Source organism: Nocardia sp. NPDC003726, from assembly GCF_053586955.1.
Genome location: NZ_JBSFNF010000009.1, coordinates 148,426 through 166,211 on the forward strand (window position 1 = coordinate 148,426; position 17,786 = coordinate 166,211).

The following is a 17,786-nucleotide window of genomic DNA, read 5'->3' on the forward strand; positions in this document are numbered from 1 at the left end:
TCACCAATACATTGCGAAGAACCGATCGATCACGAGGGGTGCGAGATGGGTTCTGCCGTATATGCCGACCAGGCGCACGCCATCAACGCGCGGGCCGTGGAGTTCGACTTCGCCACGGTGCCGATGCATTACATCCCCGGCGAGGCGATGGCCACCCACATCATCAACGTGATGCACCTGGTGCTCCCCGAAGGCGAGCGCGCGATGGCGCAGGCGCTGGCCGAGGCGTTGCCCCTGATCGACGACGAGCGGTTGCGCGAGGAAGTCCGCGGCTTCATCGGCCAGGAATCCATGCATGCCAGTTCGCACGAGAAGGCGCGCGAACAGCTGGAGCGGCTGGGTCTCGAGGTCGGCCCGATGGTCGAGCGGGTCACCTGGCTGGTCGACCGGATACTGGGCGACCACGGACTGTCCGGCCGGGCCAAGCGGGAGTGGCTGTGCGAGCGGCTCGCGCTGTTCGCGGGCATGGAGCACTACACCGCGGTCATCGGGGAATGGCTGCTCACCAACGACAAGCTCGAGGCCAAGGGCATGCACCCGGCGATGCTGGATCTGATCCGCTGGCACGGCGCCGAGGAGGTCGAGCACCGCAGCGTGGTCTACGACGCGTACATGCACGTCGACGGTGGCTACGCCCGCAAGGCGCGGCAGGCGCTGCTCGCCAGCGCGGGCTTGCTCGTCTTGTTCGTCATCTCCGGCGGCTATCTCTTCCATAAAGACCCGTCGAAGCACAAAGGCCGGTTCTGGCCGCTGCAATTGGCCAGCGCCTCGGTGCGCGGTGTGGTGCCGAGCTTCACGACGTTCTTCACCGAGATCCCGCGCTACCTGCGGCCGGGCTTCCATCCCTCGCAGCTGGGCCCGATGGACAACGCGCTGCGTTACCTCGCGCAGTCGCCCGCGGCACGGGCGGCGCGCGCGTGACCGCCGTCGAGCGGTTCCAGCCCGGACCGGCGCTGCGCCTGATCGGCTCGGCGGCCGACGCCTACAAACGATTGTTCGTCGAAAGCGACGCCGCGCGATTGCTGTCGCGCCCCGATCCGGTGCGCCGCAGCGGCTACGAATTCGAGGTGGTCGTCGACCGGATCGGCGCCGAGGCCGACGGGGTGGTGAGCCTGTGGCTGCGCCATCCCGACGGCGGCCCGCTGCCCGCGTGGACGCCGGGCGCGCACTTGGACGTCTTCCTGCCGTCCGGTCGCCAGCGGCAGTACTCGCTCACCAACGACCCCGCCGACCGGGGGTTCTACCGCATCGCGGTGCGCCTCATCGCCGACGGTGACGGCGGTTCCGCGGAGATCCACCGCGATCTGCGGGTTGGCGACCGACTGGGCGTGCGCGGCCCCCGCAATGCGTTCCCCTTCGTCGCGGCCCCGTGCTATCTGTTCGTCGCCGGCGGCATCGGGATCACGCCGATCCTGCCCATGGTCGCCGCGGCCGAGCGTGCGGGAGTGCCGTGGCGGTTGATGTACCTGGGCCGGTCCAGGACGCGCATGCCGTTCCTGTACGACCTGGCCCGCTACACCGGCGGCGATGTGGTGGTGCGGCCGGACGACGAGTTCGGCGTACCCGACGCGCGGATGATCTTCGAGCAGACGCCGCCAGGCGCCGCGGTGTACGTCTGCGGTCCGCCGCCGCTGGCCGAGGCCGCGCGCGGGGTGCTGGCGCTGCATGATCCGTCGGCATCGCTGCACACCGAGCGGTTCTCGCCGCTGCCGGTGCGCGACGGCGAGCCGTTCCGGATCAGACTGCGGCGCAGTGGGTTCGACGTGCAGGTCGCCGCCGACGAGTCGGCGCTCAGCGCGATCCGCCGCGTGCTGCCCGGCGTGGCCTACTCCTGCCAGCAGGGTTTCTGCGGCACGTGCAAGACCAGGGTGCTCGCGGGCGCGGTGGAGCACCGGGACCGGACGCTGCTCGACTCCGAGCGCGCGGACACGATGCTGACCTGCGTCTCCCGCGCGTGCGGCGGCGAACTCGAACTGGATCTGTGAGCCCGGCGGGCGACGTCGCCCGCGGTGGGAGGAGGACATGGCAGTGGCTGCGCAACCGGAGCACGTTCCGCTCGTGGTGATCGGAGCGGGGATAGCCGGGATCGGTCTCGCCGTCTCGCTGCGCGCGGCGGGCATCGACGATTTCGTGTTGCTCGAGCGCGCCGACGACCTCGGTGGCACCTGGCGGGCGAACACCTACCCGGGCTGCGCCTGTGACGTGCCCTCGCAGCTGTACTCGTACTCTTTCGCGCCCAACCCCGAGTGGTCGCGCACCTACGGCACGCAGCCGGAGATTCTCGCCTACCTGCGCTCGGTCGCGACGCGCCACGATGTGCTGCGGCACATGCGGTTCGGCGTCGAATTGCTCGAGGCGCGCTGGGACGAAGCGGTCACGCGCTGGCGGCTGCGCACCGGTCGCGGCGACCTGACCGCGGACGTCCTGGTCTCCGCCGTCGGGCCGTTCAGCGAGGCGCGGATCCCGCGGTTGCCGGGCGCGGAAACCTTCGCGGGAAAGCAATTCCATTCGCTGCACTGGGATCACGAGCACGATCTCACCGGCGAGCGGGTCGCGGTGATCGGCACGGGCGCGTCGGCCGTGCAGTTCATCCCGGAGATCCAGCCGGTGGTGGGTCAGCTGACCGTTTTCCAGCGTTCGGCGCCGTGGATCGTCTCCCGCCTGGATCGCCGCACGCTGCCCGCCGAACGCGCGCTGCTGCGGCGGGTGCCCGCGCTCGGCAGAGCGCTGCGCGGCCTGTATTACACGGGCATCGAAGGATTCGGCCTGGTCGGCTTCGTGGACAAGCGATTCCGGCATCCGTACGAGGCGCTGGGCAGGCTCCAGCTGCTGCGGCAGGTGCGCGATCCGGAACTGCGCCGCAAACTCACCCCCGATTACGTGATCGGGTGCAAGCGGGCGATCTTCTCCGATGCCTACTACCCGGCGCTGACCCGACCGAACGTCGAGGTGGTCACCGAAGGGATCCGGGAGATCCGCGCCGGTTCGATCGTCACCGCCGACGGCGTGCGGCGCCCCGTGGACACGATCATCTGGGGCACCGGATTCGGCGTTCCACCAGCGGTCTTCGATCGGGTGCACGGCATCGACGGCCGGTCCATCGGCCAGCGGTACCGGGAACGGCCGAGCAGCTACCTGGGCACGACCATGGCGGGCTTCCCGAACTTCTTCTGCACACTCGGTCCGTTCGGAGCGGCGGGCAATCAGTCCGCGATCTATATGATCGAAGCCCAGGTGCGCTATATCGTCGATGCCGTGACCACCATGCGTGCGCGGAACATCCAGCGGATCGCGGTGCGCGAGGAGGTGCAGCGAGCCTTCCTCGGCGAGGTGAACGAGCGCAGCCGCGACACCGCCTGGCTGACCGGCGGCTGCCGCAGCTACTACCAGACCGCCGAGGGCGGCAACGCGGGCCTGTACCCGAACTGGAGTTTCGAATATCGCAGGCGGACAAGTCGGTTCGATCCCGAGTCCTACCTGCTGCGGGCCGGGTGAGCGCCGTGATCGTCGACTTGCTGCGTCAGCTGGTGTCGCCGCCCGCCGAGCACCGCCTGGACGTCCGCGACCGGGTGGTGGTGATCACCGGGGCGGGCACCGGCATCGGCCGAGCGCTGGCCGAAAGACTCTACGCCTCGGGCGCTTCGGTGGCGCTGATCGATATCGACCAGGCCGCGGCGGCGGCCGTCGGCCGCTCGATGGGGGAGCGGGCGCTGGTCGTGCGCGCGGACGTCTCCGATCGAATCGGCATGCGCGAGGCCATCTCTCAGGTGCGCGAGCGGTTCGGCCGGATCGATGTCGTGGTGGCCAACGCCGGAGTGGTGCCGGAGCCGGCGACCATCAGGACGATGAACCCCGGCGACTTCGATCGGGTCATCGGCATCAACGTGACCGGGGTGTTCAACACCGTGCATCCGGCGCTGGACGACATCGTGGCCGCGAAAGGACATGTGGTGGTGGTCTCCTCCGCCGCGGCGTTCGCGCCCGGCATGGCCGGTTCGCCCTACATGGTGAGCAAGGCCGCCGTCGAGCAGTTCGGGCGGGCGCTGCGGGTGGAGCTGGCCGCGGTCGGCGCGACCGCCGGCGTGGCGTATTTCGGCATCGTCGACACCGCGATGACCCACGGCACCTTGGACGAGGACGAACTCGGCGCCGATCTGGGCGCGTTGCTGCCGTGGCCGCTCAACCTGCGCATCACCGTGCGCGACGCGGCGGAGTCCATCGCCGACGGCATCGCCCGTCGCGCGGCGCGCACCATCGCGCCGCCGCAATGGGAGCCCTACGCGTTGTTCCGCGGCGCGATCAACGTGGTGCTGGACAGCAGGCTGACCCGGGACCCGCGCGTGCACGACCTGATCCACCGGGTCGAACAGCGCGTCCTCGACAGCCGCCCGGTAACCCCGGTGCCGCGCTGACCGCGGGCCGGGCTACGGCTCGGCGGGGAAGATCGTCGGCAGCGTCAGCGCGTACTCCAGGTCGTCCCGCGTACCGAGCGTCGTGAGCAGCACGCGGATCATCGTCAGCCGTGCCGCCGCCACGGTGTCGGCGTCCGGTTCGGCTCCCGGTGCGGTGCCCGCGGAGATCCGGTAGACCACGTACTCGCACAGGTGCAGCGCGGCGTCCAGGTCCAGCGGGCTCGGCACCGGGCGGCCGAGTCCGGCGAACGTCTCGCGCACCAACGCGCGGATGTCGTCGAGCGCGCGCTCCCGGTAGGCCGACACCGGGGAGCCCGGATCGTGCAGCTCGGCGAACAGCGGCCGCAGCATGGGGCCGTGCCCGCGCGCCCAGTCCAGGTAGGCGTCGATCAGCCGGATGCCGAGCTCGACCGGCTCGTCGGTGCCGGTCAGCGCCGCGCGAATGCCGCCGACCAACCCGTCGTTGGAACTGTCGAGCACCGCGAGCAGCGGCTCGTTCGCGTTGGCGAAGTAGCGGTAGAAGGTCGGCCGGGCCAGTCCGGCCTGCTCGATGATCTGCGCGACGCTCAACCCGCGAGAACCCGTGCGGGTGAACACTTCCGCCGTCGCCAGCACGATCCGGGCGCGCACCTCCTCGGCCTGTTCCGGGGTCTGCGGCGGCCGGCCGCGGCGGGCGGCCGCCGACTCAGCAGGCATGGTGCCACCTCACAACGCGGCCCCCTGGATATCTGTGCGCCACGACGAACAGCTTGACACGAGCTGTGACATAGACATTAATCTAACACCACTGTTCATTAAATAGGGCGCGCATGCGGCGCGGCCCACCGTCCGCGAGAGGGCCGACCATGACCACCGCCTCCCACCCGGCCACCGCCGACGCGCTGCCCTCCGCGCTGGTGCGGCCGTTGCTCGCGCACGCCGTCGCGGGCGGCGCGCCCGCGGTCGAAGTGTTCGCGCCCGCCACCGGCGCGAAGATCGCCGATCTGCCGCAGTCCTCCGCCGCCGACATCGAGACCGCGTTCGCCACGGCCCGCGAAGCGCAGCGTCAATGGGCGCTGCGTCCGGTGCGCGAACGCGTGGCGGTGCTGCGCCGGTTCCACGACATCGTGCTGGCCGAGCAGGACACCATCCTCGACATCGTGCAGACCGAGACGGGCAAGGCGCGCGCGCACGCTTTCGACGAGGTCGGCGACGTGGCGGTGAACGCCAGGTACTACGCCTCGGTGGCCGCACGGCTGCTGGCCACCCGCAAACCGCGCGGGGTGCTTCCCGTGCTCACCCAGGTCGACGTGCGGCACCGGCCCAAGGGCGTGGTCGCGGTGATCTCGCCGTGGAACTACCCGCTGGCCCTGGCCGTCTCCGACGCGCTGCCCGCCCTCGTCGCGGGCAACGCGGTGGTGGCGCGCCCGGACAACCAGACCGCGCTCACCGCGCTGTGGGCCATCGACGCCGCCGTGCGCGCCGGACTGCCGCGCGGGCTGTGGCAGGCGGTGCTCGGCCGGGGTTCGGTGATCGGCGGCGAGGTGATCGCCCGCGCCGACTACGTCGACTACACCGGCTCCAGCGCGACCGGACGGACCATCGCCCAGCAGGCGGGCGAGCGGCTGATCGGCTACTCGCTGGAACTCGGCGGCAAGAACCCGCTGCTGGTGCTCGCCGACGCGGACGTCTCGCGCGCCGCCAAGATCGCCATCCGCGCCTGCTTCGCCTCGGCCGGACAGCTGTGCGAGTCGATGGAACGGATCTACGTGCACGACAGCGTCTACGACCGCTTCGTCACCGAATTCGTCGCGCACGTCGAGGCCATCCGGCTCGGCGGCGGGCTGGACTACGACAGCGACATGGGGTCGCTGACCTTCCGGCGCCAGCTGGACACGGTGGTGGAGCACGTGAACGACGCGGTGGCCAAGGGCGCCACGGTGCTGGCGGGCGGCCGCGCGCGGCCGGACCTGGGGCCGTACTTCTACGAGCCCACCGTCCTGGCGGGCGTGCGGCCCGGCATGACGGTGCACCGCGAGGAGACCTTCGGTCCCGTGGTCTCGATCTACCGGGTGAGCAGCGACGACGAAGCCGTGGCGCAGGCCAACGACACCGCCTACGGCCTCAACGCCAGCGTCTGGACCAAGGACACCGCACGCGGCCGCGCGGTGGCGGCGCGGATCAACGCGGGCTCGGTGAACGTCAACGAGGGCTTCATCGCCGCGTGGGGCAGCGCCGACGCCCCCTCCGGCGGGCTCGGCATCTCCGGCACCGGGCGCAGGCACGGTCCGGAAGGCCTGCTCAAGTACATCGACACCCAGACCATCGCGGTGCAGCGGGTACTGCCGATCGCACCGCTGCCCGGCATGTCCGAAGCGCTCTGGGCCAAGACCATGACGCTGTACTTCGGCGTCATGAAAGCGCTCCGGCAGAAATAACGCGCACAACTTACGAATCAGGAAGCAGTACGGATGAAACTGGACACGGTGGCGGGCAAGAGGGTCCTGGTCACGGGGGCCGCGATGGGCCTCGGCAAGCTGTTCGCCGAGCGCGCGGTGCGTGAGGGCGCCGCGGCGGTGGTGCTGTGGGACATCAACGAGGCCGCGCTGAAGGACACCGCCGCGGAACTGACCGGCCGCGGCAGCGCCGTGCACCACCACGTGGTCGACGTGGCCTCGGCCGACTCGATCGCCGAGGCGGCCGCGAGCGTGCGCTCGCAGGTCGGCGGCATCGACATCCTGGTCAACAACGCGGGCATCGTGCGCGGCAACAGCTACTTCTGGGAAACCGGCAACCGCGCCGACATCGACAAGACGATGGCGATCAACTCCCTCGGCCCGATGTATGTCACGCTCGAGTTCCTGCCCGCGATGGTCGCCGGGTCCACCGAAGCGCGGGTGCTCACCATCGCCTCCTCGGCGGGCCTGGTGTCCAACCCGCGCATGAGCGTCTACGCCGCGTCCAAGTGGGCGGCGCTCGGCTGGTCGGACTCCGTGCGCATCGAGCTGGAACAGGCCGGCCACGACCACGTGAAGGTCACCACGGTCTGCCCGACCTACATCAACACCGGAATGTTCGAAGGCGCCAAGGGATTCCTGTTCACGCCGATCCTGGAACAGGACAAGGTGGTCGACACCTCGTGGCGCGAGATGAAGAACGGCACCCCGCTGGTCGTGCTGCCGTGGACTTCGCGTCTGAACAAGGCCCTGTCCGGTCTGCTGCCGATCAAGCTGCGCGACCTGTTCCTGAACACGGTCGGGGTCTACCACTCGATGGACGAGTTCACCGGCCGCGAGAAGTAGCGCGCGGCAAGCCATGACGGGACGGTCCGACGCCCTCGTCAGCGGGGACGGGTGCCGATGACCACGGTCGCGTAGTGCTCCTCGGATTCGGCGACCCGGCCCGCGAGGCCGTGCCGCGCCAGGATGGACAGGGCCGGCGGCGCCTGCTGCTCGCTGGTCTCCACGAGCAGATGTCCGCCCGGCGACAGCCACGCGGCGGCCTCGGCCGCGACCCGGCGGAAGACGTCCAAGCCGTCCGGACCGCCGTCGAGAGCGGTGCGCGGCTCGTGCTCACGAGCCTCCGGTGGCATCCGCGCGATCATCGCCGAGGGAACGTAGGGCGTGTTGCAGAGCAGGATGTCGATGCAGCCGCGCAATTCCTCCGGCAAGGGTTCGAAGAGGTCCCCTTCGTAGACCGGCGCGCCCAGCGGGGTGAGGTTGCGGCGGGCGCACTCGACCGCGACCGGATCGATGTCTGCGGCGGCCAGGGTGATCGGGCGGCCCTCGTCGGCGACGGTCCGCGCCACCGCGAGGCCCAGCGCGCCGGAACCGCAGCACAGATCGACCACCACCGGATGACCCGTGCGGTCGCGCAGCAACGCGACCGCGCGGTCGACGAGGAACGCGGTGCGCTGCCGCGGCACGAAGACGCCGGGGGAGACCGCGACCCGCAGCCCGTGGAACTCGGCCCAGCCGAGCACGTGCTCGAGCGGGCTGCCGGTGACGCGCTGGGTGACGAGCAATTCGAGATCCGCGCCGGTCTCCGCGGCGGCGGCCGTGAGCAGCCGCGCCTCGTCCTCGGCGAACACGCAGCCCGCCGCCCGGAGCCGGGCCACCACATCGGTACTTCCCGCTGACGTCACCGGGCCATCGTGCCGCGCGCACAGGCGATGGCGCCAACGGATTTCCCCGGTGATGGGGACCGGCGCCGCGGACGCGGGTCGCGATCGGCCCGGCGTCAGCGTGCCGTGTCGAGCTGGAAGGTGCGGGTGGCGTCGAGATAGATGCCGCGCTGGCCCGCTCGGCCCGGCGGCGGCAGCTGCGAGACCAACTGTTCCAGCGAGGTCGTCGCCCCGACGACCCTGGTGCCCGCGACGATGAAATCGGCCACGGCACGGCGGATGTGGTTGGGCGAGGTGACCACGATCGCGCTCGTCGCACCGACGTCACGCAGCAGCCTCGTGCTGAACAGGGCGTTCTGCACGGTCGAGCCCGCGCGGCTCTCCACGTGGATACGGGTGGGCGGCACGCCGTGGCCCACCAGCCAGTCGCGCATGGCCTCGGCTTCGGTGACGCCGTTCTGCGGATTACCGCCGGTGACGACGATCGGCGACAGCGGCGCCGCGACCGACTGCAACCACGCCGCGATGAGCCGGTTCACCAGTTCCGGACGCAGCGCCCCGTCGGGGAGCAGGCCGTAGCCGAGCACGACGATGCCGGTCTGTGGTCCCGCCAGCGCGGGCAGCGGGTTCGGCAGGGTGCCCACCGCGGCGCGGATGGCGCCGAGCACGTTGTCGGTGCCCTGCGCCAAGCCGGGGTCGACCGCGTGCAGCCGAGCCATGGCGTCCGCCAGCGCGGGCAGGTCACCCGCGTAGTCCGACCAGATCGCCTGCAGGGCGAGCGCTTCGGCGTCCGCCGGGTCGGCGCCGATCAGGTTGCGCAGGTCGGCGCGGCCCGCGGCGTCGTCGCCGTTGGCGAAGTGGCGCTGGGCGGAGTTGTACAGCGCGTCCGTTTCCGGCGCGGCGTGCGCGGGGACCGCGGCGAGCCCGGTGAGCGAGAACGCGGCGAACGACGCCGCGACGAGAAGTTTCCAATGCCTCGAGATCATCACTACAGTCGTCACCTTTCCGCTCTGGAACGGGATGGCACGTGCTAGCAGTTAGCTGGGGCAAGCACGGATTACCATACGGCCGAATTTCCCGACCATGCCGCACATTGCGAACGGGTCCTGCGATGCCGTCACGGCGACGCGCGCTCGGCGCAATCGCGGGTCGTGAAAGTCGCAGTCGGTGGTTTTCGGAGCGGTGCCGGTCGCCGACTCACTGTCGCTCGGTAGCGCGAAGAACTCCGAAGCGGCGCCAGGCGAACTGCCGCCGTAACTCCCGTCCGTGTCGCTCTGCCCGGCATGGCGAGCCGGTCGGGAAGGGCGCCGGGGCGGACGTAAGTCCGAGGCGGGCTCGCCGGTGCCACCGGGACGGTGGACGAGAGTCGTCGGGATGCCGGGTCCGGTCGCGTTCGCTGCGCCGCCCGTTCAGCGTGCGATTGCCTCCTGTCAGCGCGGCTCGACGTGGACTGGTGCGGTATTCGTCCGCCCGCGCCCGTTAGGCTGTGTCAACGTGGATACCGTTTCGCTGTCCGGCAAGGAACTCGCCGCCGCCATCAACGCCGACACCAAGGCTCGTGCCGCCGCGCGCACCGAGGGGGGCGCCGCCCCGCGCCTCGCTCTGGTCGTGGCGAACGACGACCCGGCCAGCGCCTGGTATGTGAACTCGCTGCGCAAAGCGGCCGAACGGCTCGGCATCGCTTGCGACACGGTCGATCTCGGCCAGGATGCCGACGTGGCCGCGATCCGGGCCGAACTCGACGCGCGGAGTGCGGATCCGGCGACCCACGCGATCATGCTGCAGACCCCCTTGCCGAAGGGCGTCACCCTCGACGACGTGAGTTCCGCGATCGTCGCGTCCAAGGACGTCGACGGCGTCAGCCCGTTGTCGCTCGGCCTGCTGGCGGCGGGGCTGGACGGCTTCGTCCCCGCCACCTCCGAGGCCGTGGTGGAACTGCTCGAACACCATCGGGTCCCGCTGGCGGGCCGCCACGTCGCGGTGGTCGGCCGCTCCAACATCGTCGGAAAGCCGCTGGCCCAGCTGCTGCTGGCGAAGGACGCGACCGTCACCGTGTGCCACTCTCGCACCGCCGACCTCGCCGCCGTCACCGCCACCGCCGACATCGTCGTCGCCGCGGCGGGCCGCATCGGCCTGATCTCCGGCAAGCACGTCCGGGAGGGCGCGGTGGTCATCGACGTCGGCACCAACGAGGCTGCCGACGGCAAGATCGTCGGCGATGTCGACGCCGACTCGCTGCGCGGCAAGGCCGCGGGGCTCAGCCCCGTCCCCGGCGGCGTCGGCCCGGTCACCACGGCCCTGCTCATGCGTCACGTGGTCACCGCCGCCGAATCCGACTGAGCGACCGCGTTCCGGGCGAACTCGGCCCGAGCCGCCTCACCCCCGGGCGATGGCGCTGATGAGTGTGCGCTCGCCGTCCTTGGTGGTGGTGACGATCTGCGGGTTGTAGGTGACCGGCTGCTGCCCGGGGCGGTGCTCGGTGACCACCACGATGTACTGGCCCGCGAAAGCGGCGGGACTGATCGCGACACAGTGGGTGGTGCCCGCGGGAATGCTGTCGATGCCGCGCTGAATCGCGTCGGCTGCTTGGACGGCGGCGTCCGCGGTGGTGGTGGCGCGGACCTGCTCGCCGGACCGGTCCACGTAATAGGCGTGCTGGAAGGCGAAAATCACCGCGGGACCGGAGTCGAAACCGCCCACGCCGTTGCCCTGGATCCGGTTGCCCACTCGCTCGGCGGGGCATTGCGCGGCGGGCGCCGCGGGGGCGGTGTTCGGCGCGGACGGAGCTGGTGCGGCGGCTGGGGTATCGGGCCCGCCGGTCCCGACCAGCAGATAGGCCACGAGGGCCAGCGCGGCGATGCCGAGCGTGGCGAGCAGCGGCAGCGCCCATCGCCACGCGCTACGCGGCGCGGGTGAGCGGTCGATCAGTCCCGAGAATTGGTCCTCGTACAGGTCCGGCTCGGCTTCCTGCGGCCCCCTGGGTTCGGGCGGCTGCGCGGGCGGCCGATCCACCCACGCGGCCCACTCGCCGCGGTAGTCCTCGCCGGACGGCGCCTGCAGCGGCCGTTCGGCATCGTAGGGATTCCCCCGGTCGTAACCGGGTCGTGCGCTCATCTCCGGTCGATCCATCGCCCCGCCCTTCATCAGGTCCCCGTCAGATTAACCGCATCGTCACGAGCCGGGAACGCCCTGCCGCGTTCACAATTGAGCCGCCCGCACCTCGGAGGGTACCGTCCGGTACGCCGATCCGGCGCACCTGCGCCGCGTGATCGGGCCCGGCTCCCGGGGTCGCGCCGACCGCGACCGACGCGGGCCCGCCGTGCCGGCAGTACGAGCGTCGTCGCACGGCGGGCATTGCGGGATTGCGGGCATCACCCCAGCAGATCCAGCCATTCGTGCTCGGGAAAGTGGCCGGTCACGTAGGTACGCACCGTCGCGCGCTGTGCCGAGGTCAGGTGCGGCCAGGTCCGCTCGAGATCCGCGCGGTCCTTCGGCCTGCCCTGCTTGGCTTTGAAGATCAGCACCAGTTCCGGGTTGAGGTACCGGATGCCGTCGTCGGCGATCCAGGTCACCTCGTCGAGCGGTGCGACCATGGCGCGATCGCGCCGGTTGACCCATGCCCCGTCCTGTCCCGGATTCAGCAGGAGGTCGATCAGCCACGGCGACCGGGCGTTCGCGCGCAGCCACACCTGATCGGCGTTCTCGGCCACCTCGGGGAAGCGCTCGTCGACGGGGCGGATGCCGTCCGGGCCCGCGGACCAGATGTGCAGGCGGCCGCGTGCGGCGGTGCGCAGAGCGGGCAGGTCGGCGCGGAACATCGCCACGTCGATGTCGCTGTGTTGCCGCCGGGTGCCGGTGCAGGCGTCGATCGCCCAGCCGCCCGCGATCCACCACGGAGCAGCGATGTCGCCGAGGATCTCGCCGACATCGCCGGGCATGACGGACGCCCAAGGGCCCCAGAGATCCTGGAACTCGGCTTCTTTCGCGTCACGCGGCGGTGGAATCGGAAACTCGCGCAATGGTGCCCCTCCCGTCGGATACGTCGTCCGACGCTACCCGGAGGAGGACACGGCTCACCAGTGGGTGACGACGGGGTCGCCCACGCCGATCGTGTGATAGACCCATTCCGCGTCGTCGGGAGCGAGGTTGATGCAGCCGTGGCTGACGTTCGCGTACCCCTGCTGGTCCACCGACCACGGGGCCGAGTGGATGAAAACCCCACCCCACGTGAGCCGTTCGGCGAATTCACCGTTGATGATGTAGCCCTCCGGCGAACTCAGCGGAATGCCGATGGTGCGGGAGTCGAACACGACGGACCGGAACTTCTCCAGCACCGGCCAAGTGCCCGTCGGCGTTTCGTATCCCGGCTTGCCCATCGAGGCGGGCATCGTCCGGACGACCGTGCCGCCGACGGTGAGCGTGAACGTGTGCGCCGACATGTCCGCCTCACCGAAAACGCCTGCGTTGGTGCGGAACTCCGTGCGCACGCCGCCGACCGAGACGAGGATGCTCGCTTCGGCGGGCAGGAACCCGGTCGGCGTCCACGTCACTTCGCGGTCGTCGGTCCACGTGAAGGTGCCCGGCAGCGGCCGGGTGGTCGCGATGTCGATGGACTGTTCCGTCCGTGCGCGATCCGTGACGGGTGCGGCGAAACGAATGGTCACCGGATGGGCCACGCCCACCACCTGGCCGTTCGATGGTCCGATCGCCGCCACCGCGGGCGTCGACGGCTTTCCGATCATCGTCGCTGCCGCCGCGCCCGACCCGAACGCGGCCAGCGCCACGATCACGGTCGCGAGGAACAGGTATCGAATGGCGCTCCTCATGGCGTCCACCCCTTCGAGCTGGTGTGGTAGGCAAGGATCAGTCTAGGCCCCCATGATCAACTCGGCCACGGATGGAACTGGTCCGCGGTCCGGTTGTGATCGGGGGCACGCCCACCATTGGCCGCTTACCCGGCCGAGCCGGGTCGAAACGGGTGCTTTTCCGAGCCGGCGCCGGTCAGCGTGATCCGCCGGATGTCACCGGCTCCGGCACGGCCGCCGCTCGCGCGTCGAAATCCGCTCGGGCGGCGAGGATCCGGTCCTGGTGCTCGACGGCCCACACGCCCATGGCGTGGGTGATCGCACCGATGCTCGCGCCCATCTCGGTGAGCGAGTACTCCACCCGGGGCGGCACCGTGGGGTAGACCGCGCGGCGCACCAGGCCCTCGCGCTCCAGGTCGCGCAGCGTTCGGGTGAGCATCTTCTGGGTGATGCCCTCCAAGCGGCGGCGCAATTCGTTGAAGCGGATCGGCCCGTCGTGGCCACGCAGCACGCCGAGCACCAGCATCACCCACTTGTCGGCGAGCACGGTCAGCACTTCCCGCGCGGGGCAGTGGTGGAGGTAGTTGTCGACCAGGTTGCCGGCCGCGGGCCGGTCGCAGACAGTATCCATTGGGTACCTCGGTATCGAAAAGGTGCCTTCTTTCCGAAAGGTACCATCGGTCGCCAGAATCGGTGCATGCTCGCAATCACGCAATACGCGTTCGGTGGCCCGGAAGTGCTCCAAGTGGTCGAGGTGGACCGGCCGCGGCCCGGACCGGGGGAGGTACTGGTGCGGGTCGCCGCGACCAGCGTGAACGCCGCCGACTGGAAAGTGCGCGCCGGATTGGTCGGGAAGCTCGGTGATCCACCGCTGACGCTGGGACTCGACGTGTCGGGTGTCGTAGCCGAACTCGGATCCGGCGTGGACCGGTTCGCGATCGGTGATCCGGTGTACGGCATGGTGTTCGGCGGCGCGAACGCGGAATACGTGGTGGCGCAGGCGCATACGTTGGCGCCGAAGCCGGGGAACGTCGACCTGGTGCAGGCCGCCGCACTGCCGACGGCGGCGCTGACCGCGTGGCAGGCGCTGGCCGCGCTCGGCGCCGGACAGCGCCTGCTGGTGCACGCGGCGGCGGGCGGCGTCGGGCACCTGGCGGTACAGATAGCCCGCCACCGCGGCGCGTACGTGATCGGCACCGCGCGCGCGGCCAACCACGAGTACCTACGCGGACTCGGCGCGGACGAGGTGATCGACTACACCGCGGTGGATTTCGCCGCCGCCGTGCGCGAGGTGGACATCGTGCTCGACCTGGTCGGCGGTGCGTACGGCGCCCGCTCGCTGCCGGTGCTCCGGCCCGACGGCAGGTTGATCGACACCCAGGGCTCGGACGCGGAGGGCGACCCGCGTTACGAGCGGTTCTATGTCGAACCGTCCGGGGTGTCGCTGCGCGAGATCACCACGATGGTCGAGCGCGGTCATCTGCGCGCGACCATCGACCAGGTGCTGCCGCTGGCGGACGCCGCGAAGGCGCACGAACTCAGCGAGTCGGGGCGGGTGCGCGGAAAGATCGTGCTGGTCGCTTGGGACCCGCCTGCCTGACGGCGCGGGCCCGGGACAATTCCGGTGCGGACGTCAGCTGCGCACGGCGTGCAGGACGTCGGCGTGCAGGGCATCCGCCCGGGCGGTGAGCTCGTCGATCCGCACCAGGACCGCGGCGAAACGGTCGCCCTCGGCGGCGGGCAGCGATGCCACGTTGATCTCGATATTGAGCTGCGAGGAGGTCGCGGCGGCGCGGCAGGCGTCGGCGGCCGCGCCGATGTCGGTGACGACGTTCGGGTTCCCGATCGGCAACAGCTCCGCCGCCAGCGACAGCACCTCGTCCGCCTCGTCGACGACGGCGGCGGGCACCCGGGCGGCCTCGATCAGCGCGGCGTTGATCGCCGCGGTGCGGGCGGCGAGGTCCTCCGCGGTGTCCTTGGGCAGCTTGTAGGCGGCGCCGACGGCGGTGAACGCGGCGGCGTCGGCGTCGGCCAGCGCGAGCGCGCGCTCGCGGGCAGCGTCGGCGGCCTCGATGATCCGGTCGACCACCGGCCGGTTCTCGGCGTCCTTGGCGCGCGTGGTGTAGCGCGCGACCATCGCGACGAGCGCGGCGGCCTGGGCGGCGTGCAGCGCGGCCACCGCGCCGCCGCCCGGCGCGGGAATCTTGGCGGCCAGATCGCTCAGGTACTGCGCCAGGGCGGCCCCGCCGAAGGACGACGCAGTTTCCGTGGACGACGAGCTGGTCTGCGACACGAGGGTGTTGCCTTTCGTTTACGGCGAGGATGGTCTACGAGGTAGACGCTACCCCGTGGCGCCGGTCGCTCGGTGGTGACCACGCCTTGCCGGGCCTTCCCCCGTGGCCGGTGCGCGGCCGGGACGTACCCGCCGTTATGTTGAGTGCCATGCGGATCGGATTGAGCATCAACTACTCGGGGGGCTTCAAAGAGGCGGCGGCCGAAGTCGCCGACCTCGAGCGGGCGGGCCTGGACATCGTGTTCGTGCCCGAGGCGTACTCGTTCGACGCGGTGAGCGCGCTCGGCTACCTGGCCGCCAAGACCACGCGCCTGCAGCTGGCCTCCGGCATCCTGCAGCTCTACACGCGCACCCCGAGCCTGACCGCCATGACCGCGGCGGGCCTGGACTTCGTCTCCGACGGACGCTACGTGCTCGGCCTCGGCGCGTCGGGTCCGCAGGTGATCGAGGGCTTCCACGGCGTGCCCTACGACGCGCCGATCGGCCGCACCAGGGAACTGGTGGAGATCTGCCGGAAGGTGTGGCGCCGTGAGCGCCTGGAATACCAGGGCAAGTACTACCAGATCCCGCTGCCCGCGGGACAGGGCACCGGCCTGGGCAAGCCGCTCAAGCTGATCAACCACCCGGTGCGCGAACGCATCCCGGTGCTGTTGGCCGCGCTCGGGCCGAAGAACGTGGAACTGGCCGCCGAGATCGCCGAGGGCTGGCAGCCGATCTTCTTCCTGCCGGAGAAGGCGAAGGATGTGTGGGCCGACTCGCTCACCGCCGGTCTGGCCAAGCGCGACCCGGCCTTGGGCGAGCTGGACGTGTACGCGGGCCCGGCCCTGGCCATCGGGGACAACGTCGAGCCGCTGCTGGAGTTCGTGAAGCCGCATCTGGCGCTCTACATCGGCGGCATGGGCGCCAAGGGCAAGAACTTCTACCACACCCTGGCCACCAAGTACGGCTACGGAGCCGAGGCCGACCGCATCCAGGAGCTGTACCTGGCGGGGGAGAAGGAGGCCGCGACCAAGGCGGTTCCCGACCAGCTGGTCCGGGACATCTCGCTGGTCGGCCCGGCCGGATACGTCAAGGAGCGGGTCGCCGCGTTCAAGGAAGCGGGCGTCACGGTTTTGAACGTGGTCCCGATGGCGGCCACCGCCGCCGAGCGCGTCAAGCTCATCGAACAGCTGCGCGAACTGGTCTGAAAAGGGCGCTGCCGCCGTCGACGGGTGCGACGGCGGCAGCGGTGCGAGTCAGCTCTGCCGCAGCGACGCCAGCGCGGCGTCCAGGGTCGAATGCAGCGCGAACACCTGGTCCAGGCTGGTCATCTTCAGCTGTCTGCTGGTGGCGGGCCCCTCGGCGACGACGGCGATCGCGGTGGTCGAGCCCGCGCGCTGGTGGGCGGCCACGAGCGTGGCCATACCCGCCGAGGCGAGGAAGCTGACCTCGGTCAGGTCGATGATGAGGGCCGCGGGCTTGCCGCTGAGGATGGCATCGATCGCGTTCTCCAGCGCAGGCGCCGTCGCCAGATCGACCTCGCCGGCCACCATCAGCACCGTCGCGCCGTCGCGGGCCGCGACCGTGGTGGTCATCGTGTCCGCGAGGGGATACGCGTCTCCGGAAGTATTGGTCACAACATCACAACACACAAATCGCGGCAGATTCGCAACCTTTGAGTGTTCATAGAGCTAACCATACCCGTCTCGCCGCCCGCCCTGCCGCGAAGACCATCGGAGGGACGTGGTCTCAGACCCGCACGTCGTCAGAGATCGGCGCCTCGGACCTGCTGCTGATGGCGGCCATCGAGCAGGGCAGCGCCGATCCGGAGATCGCGGCCGAGGTGAGGGGCGCGTTCGCCGAACTCGACCGCTGTACCGCGGTGCAGGGGCGCGATGGGACGGTGCCGACAGCGACATCGCTGGGGCTTCGATGGCGTGCACGGGCCGACGAGGCGATCGCCGACTTCCGGCCGAAACGACCGGCCGGACCGTACCGACGACAGAAGGAGAATGACCACCCACTGACGCTGCGGGAATTCCGCGCCCGCCTCGTCGAACGGCTGTGACACCTGCCGTGGATACCGCCGAGACCCCATGTGGCGAATCTCGCGCACCGGTGTCCGCTCCGAGTCAGCGATGATCAGCGGATCGCCGAAGTAAATCTCGGTCCGGATGGCTCGTGTCAGCAATCTT

At 70.5% G+C, this 17,786-nt stretch carries 19 protein-coding genes; 10 read left to right on the plus strand and 9 right to left on the minus strand.

Annotated features, from left to right (window positions below):
• Window positions 1–45: 45 nt before the first annotated feature.
• Genes ACWDMM_RS14790 through ACWDMM_RS14805 form a run of 4 tightly spaced genes read left to right on the plus strand, consistent with a single transcriptional unit; the run spans window position 46 to window position 4,412 of the window.
• The gene (locus ACWDMM_RS14790) at window positions 46–921 is read left to right on the plus strand and encodes a metal-dependent hydrolase (RefSeq protein WP_195080126.1); all 876 of its coding nucleotides are present in this window, start codon (window positions 46–48) and stop codon (window positions 919–921) included.
• Window positions 918–1,985, plus strand: coding sequence for a PDR/VanB family oxidoreductase (locus ACWDMM_RS14795; protein ID WP_195080125.1), 1,068 nt, complete (start codon window positions 918–920; stop codon window positions 1,983–1,985). The genes ACWDMM_RS14790 and ACWDMM_RS14795 overlap by 4 nt, the downstream gene beginning before the upstream one ends.
• Window positions 1,986–2,022: 37 nt before the next feature.
• On the plus strand, window positions 2,023–3,495 hold the full coding sequence (locus ACWDMM_RS14800; protein WP_195080124.1) for a flavin-containing monooxygenase: 1,473 nt from the start codon (window positions 2,023–2,025) through the stop codon (window positions 3,493–3,495).
• Between the two features lie 8 nt (window positions 3,496–3,503).
• Window positions 3,504–4,412: a short-chain dehydrogenase/reductase gene (locus tag ACWDMM_RS14805; RefSeq protein WP_397069142.1), complete on the plus strand. Its 909-nt coding sequence runs from the start codon at window positions 3,504–3,506 to the stop codon at window positions 4,410–4,412.
• A 12-nt stretch (window positions 4,413–4,424) separates the two neighbouring features.
• On the opposite strand, the gene ACWDMM_RS14810 is transcribed toward ACWDMM_RS14805, so the two are convergent.
• Window positions 4,425–5,108, minus strand: coding sequence for a TetR/AcrR family transcriptional regulator (locus ACWDMM_RS14810; protein WP_195080123.1), 684 nt, complete (start codon window positions 5,106–5,108; stop codon window positions 4,425–4,427).
• Between the two features lie 149 nt (window positions 5,109–5,257).
• On the opposite strand from ACWDMM_RS14810, the gene ACWDMM_RS14815 reads away from it, so the two are divergent.
• Together ACWDMM_RS14815 and ACWDMM_RS14820 are read left to right on the plus strand one after the other, a co-directional pair.
• The gene (locus tag ACWDMM_RS14815) at window positions 5,258–6,829 is read left to right on the plus strand and encodes a succinic semialdehyde dehydrogenase (protein ID WP_195080122.1); all 1,572 of its coding nucleotides are present in this window, start codon (window positions 5,258–5,260) and stop codon (window positions 6,827–6,829) included.
• Window positions 6,830–6,862: 33 nt separating this feature from the next.
• Entirely contained in the window at window positions 6,863–7,693 is an 831-nt protein-coding gene (locus ACWDMM_RS14820; RefSeq protein ID WP_195080121.1) for an SDR family NAD(P)-dependent oxidoreductase, read from the plus strand.
• A 38-nt stretch (window positions 7,694–7,731) separates the two neighbouring features.
• Here the strand turns inward: ACWDMM_RS14820 and ACWDMM_RS14825 are convergent, their stop codons facing one another.
• Together ACWDMM_RS14825 and ACWDMM_RS14830 are read right to left on the minus strand one after the other, a co-directional pair.
• Window positions 7,732–8,535, minus strand: a complete 804-nt coding sequence (locus tag ACWDMM_RS14825; protein ID WP_323123992.1) for a putative protein N(5)-glutamine methyltransferase — start codon at window positions 8,533–8,535, stop codon at window positions 7,732–7,734.
• Window positions 8,536–8,630: 95 nt separating this feature from the next.
• Window positions 8,631–9,500, minus strand: a complete 870-nt coding sequence (locus ACWDMM_RS14830) for an ElyC/SanA/YdcF family protein (RefSeq protein WP_449937812.1) — start codon at window positions 9,498–9,500, stop codon at window positions 8,631–8,633.
• A gap of 508 nt (window positions 9,501–10,008) precedes the next feature.
• Here ACWDMM_RS14830 and ACWDMM_RS14835 point away from each other — a divergent pair.
• A complete protein-coding gene (locus ACWDMM_RS14835) occupies window positions 10,009–10,854 on the plus strand; it encodes a bifunctional 5,10-methylenetetrahydrofolate dehydrogenase/5,10-methenyltetrahydrofolate cyclohydrolase (RefSeq protein WP_195080119.1) in 846 nt (281 codons plus the stop codon).
• Window positions 10,855–10,890: 36 nt separating this feature from the next.
• Here the strand turns inward: ACWDMM_RS14835 and ACWDMM_RS14840 are convergent, their stop codons facing one another.
• The 4 genes from ACWDMM_RS14840 to ACWDMM_RS14855 form a co-directional block, all read right to left on the minus strand.
• Window positions 10,891–11,628: a hypothetical protein gene (locus ACWDMM_RS14840; protein ID WP_195080118.1), complete on the minus strand. Its 738-nt coding sequence runs from the start codon at window positions 11,626–11,628 to the stop codon at window positions 10,891–10,893.
• Between the two features lie 257 nt (window positions 11,629–11,885).
• A complete protein-coding gene (locus tag ACWDMM_RS14845; protein ID WP_449937817.1) occupies window positions 11,886–12,533 on the minus strand; it encodes a nucleotidyltransferase domain-containing protein in 648 nt (215 codons plus the stop codon).
• Window positions 12,534–12,587: 54 nt separating this feature from the next.
• Window positions 12,588–13,340: a L,D-transpeptidase gene (locus ACWDMM_RS14850; RefSeq protein WP_195080116.1), complete on the minus strand. Its 753-nt coding sequence runs from the start codon at window positions 13,338–13,340 to the stop codon at window positions 12,588–12,590.
• A 175-nt stretch (window positions 13,341–13,515) separates the two neighbouring features.
• On the minus strand, window positions 13,516–13,950 hold the full coding sequence (locus ACWDMM_RS14855) for a winged helix-turn-helix transcriptional regulator (protein WP_357105683.1): 435 nt from the start codon (window positions 13,948–13,950) through the stop codon (window positions 13,516–13,518).
• A 66-nt stretch (window positions 13,951–14,016) separates the two neighbouring features.
• Here ACWDMM_RS14855 and ACWDMM_RS14860 point away from each other — a divergent pair, with 66 nt between their 5' ends.
• Window positions 14,017–14,919, plus strand: coding sequence for an NADP-dependent oxidoreductase (locus ACWDMM_RS14860; protein ID WP_195080114.1), 903 nt, complete (start codon window positions 14,017–14,019; stop codon window positions 14,917–14,919).
• 33 nt (window positions 14,920–14,952) lie between these two features.
• Here the strand turns inward: ACWDMM_RS14860 and ACWDMM_RS14865 are convergent, their stop codons facing one another.
• Entirely contained in the window at window positions 14,953–15,612 is a 660-nt protein-coding gene (locus ACWDMM_RS14865; RefSeq protein WP_449937821.1) for a cyclodeaminase/cyclohydrolase family protein, read from the minus strand.
• Window positions 15,613–15,761: 149 nt separating this feature from the next.
• Between ACWDMM_RS14865 and ACWDMM_RS14870 the strand changes: the two genes are divergently transcribed.
• Window positions 15,762–16,799, plus strand: coding sequence for an LLM class F420-dependent oxidoreductase (locus ACWDMM_RS14870; RefSeq protein ID WP_195080112.1), 1,038 nt, complete (start codon window positions 15,762–15,764; stop codon window positions 16,797–16,799).
• Between the two features lie 48 nt (window positions 16,800–16,847).
• Here the strand turns inward: ACWDMM_RS14870 and ACWDMM_RS14875 are convergent, their stop codons facing one another.
• Window positions 16,848–17,186 (minus strand): STAS domain-containing protein, encoded by a 339-nt coding sequence (locus ACWDMM_RS14875; protein WP_449937897.1) that lies wholly within the window; start codon window positions 17,184–17,186, stop codon window positions 16,848–16,850.
• Between the two features lie 200 nt (window positions 17,187–17,386).
• Here ACWDMM_RS14875 and ACWDMM_RS14880 point away from each other — a divergent pair, with 200 nt between their 5' ends.
• Window positions 17,387–17,659, plus strand: a complete 273-nt coding sequence (locus ACWDMM_RS14880; RefSeq protein WP_195080111.1) for a hypothetical protein — start codon at window positions 17,387–17,389, stop codon at window positions 17,657–17,659.
• The last annotated feature ends 127 nt before the right edge of the window (window positions 17,660–17,786 follow it).

What these genes read in the sequence shown, in the direction of transcription:
- ACWDMM_RS14800 (WP_195080124.1), top strand. Translation starts at nt 2,023, where the DNA reads ATGGCAGTGGCTGCGCAACCGGAGCACGTTCCGCTCGTGGTGATCGGA.
- ACWDMM_RS14790 (WP_195080126.1), top strand. Translation starts at nt 46, where the DNA reads ATGGGTTCTGCCGTATATGCCGACCAGGCGCACGCCATCAACGCGCGG.
- ACWDMM_RS14810 (WP_195080123.1), bottom strand. Translation starts at nt 5,108, where the DNA reads ATGCCTGCTGAGTCGGCGGCCGCCCGCCGCGGCCGGCCGCCGCAGACC.
- ACWDMM_RS14880 (WP_195080111.1), top strand. Translation starts at nt 17,387, where the DNA reads ATGGCGGCCATCGAGCAGGGCAGCGCCGATCCGGAGATCGCGGCCGAG.
- ACWDMM_RS14840 (WP_195080118.1), bottom strand. Translation starts at nt 11,628, where the DNA reads ATGAGCGCACGACCCGGTTACGACCGGGGGAATCCCTACGATGCCGAA.
- ACWDMM_RS14860 (WP_195080114.1), top strand. Translation starts at nt 14,017, where the DNA reads ATGCTCGCAATCACGCAATACGCGTTCGGTGGCCCGGAAGTGCTCCAA.
- ACWDMM_RS14830 (WP_449937812.1), bottom strand. Translation starts at nt 9,500, where the DNA reads ATGATCTCGAGGCATTGGAAACTTCTCGTCGCGGCGTCGTTCGCCGCG.
- ACWDMM_RS14850 (WP_195080116.1), bottom strand. Translation starts at nt 13,340, where the DNA reads ATGAGGAGCGCCATTCGATACCTGTTCCTCGCGACCGTGATCGTGGCG.
- ACWDMM_RS14870 (WP_195080112.1), top strand. Translation starts at nt 15,762, where the DNA reads ATGCGGATCGGATTGAGCATCAACTACTCGGGGGGCTTCAAAGAGGCG.
- ACWDMM_RS14855 (WP_357105683.1), bottom strand. Translation starts at nt 13,950, where the DNA reads ATGGATACTGTCTGCGACCGGCCCGCGGCCGGCAACCTGGTCGACAAC.
- ACWDMM_RS14875 (WP_449937897.1), bottom strand. Translation starts at nt 17,186, where the DNA reads ATGACCACCACGGTCGCGGCCCGCGACGGCGCGACGGTGCTGATGGTG.
- ACWDMM_RS14820 (WP_195080121.1), top strand. Translation starts at nt 6,863, where the DNA reads ATGAAACTGGACACGGTGGCGGGCAAGAGGGTCCTGGTCACGGGGGCC.
- ACWDMM_RS14815 (WP_195080122.1), top strand. Translation starts at nt 5,258, where the DNA reads ATGACCACCGCCTCCCACCCGGCCACCGCCGACGCGCTGCCCTCCGCG.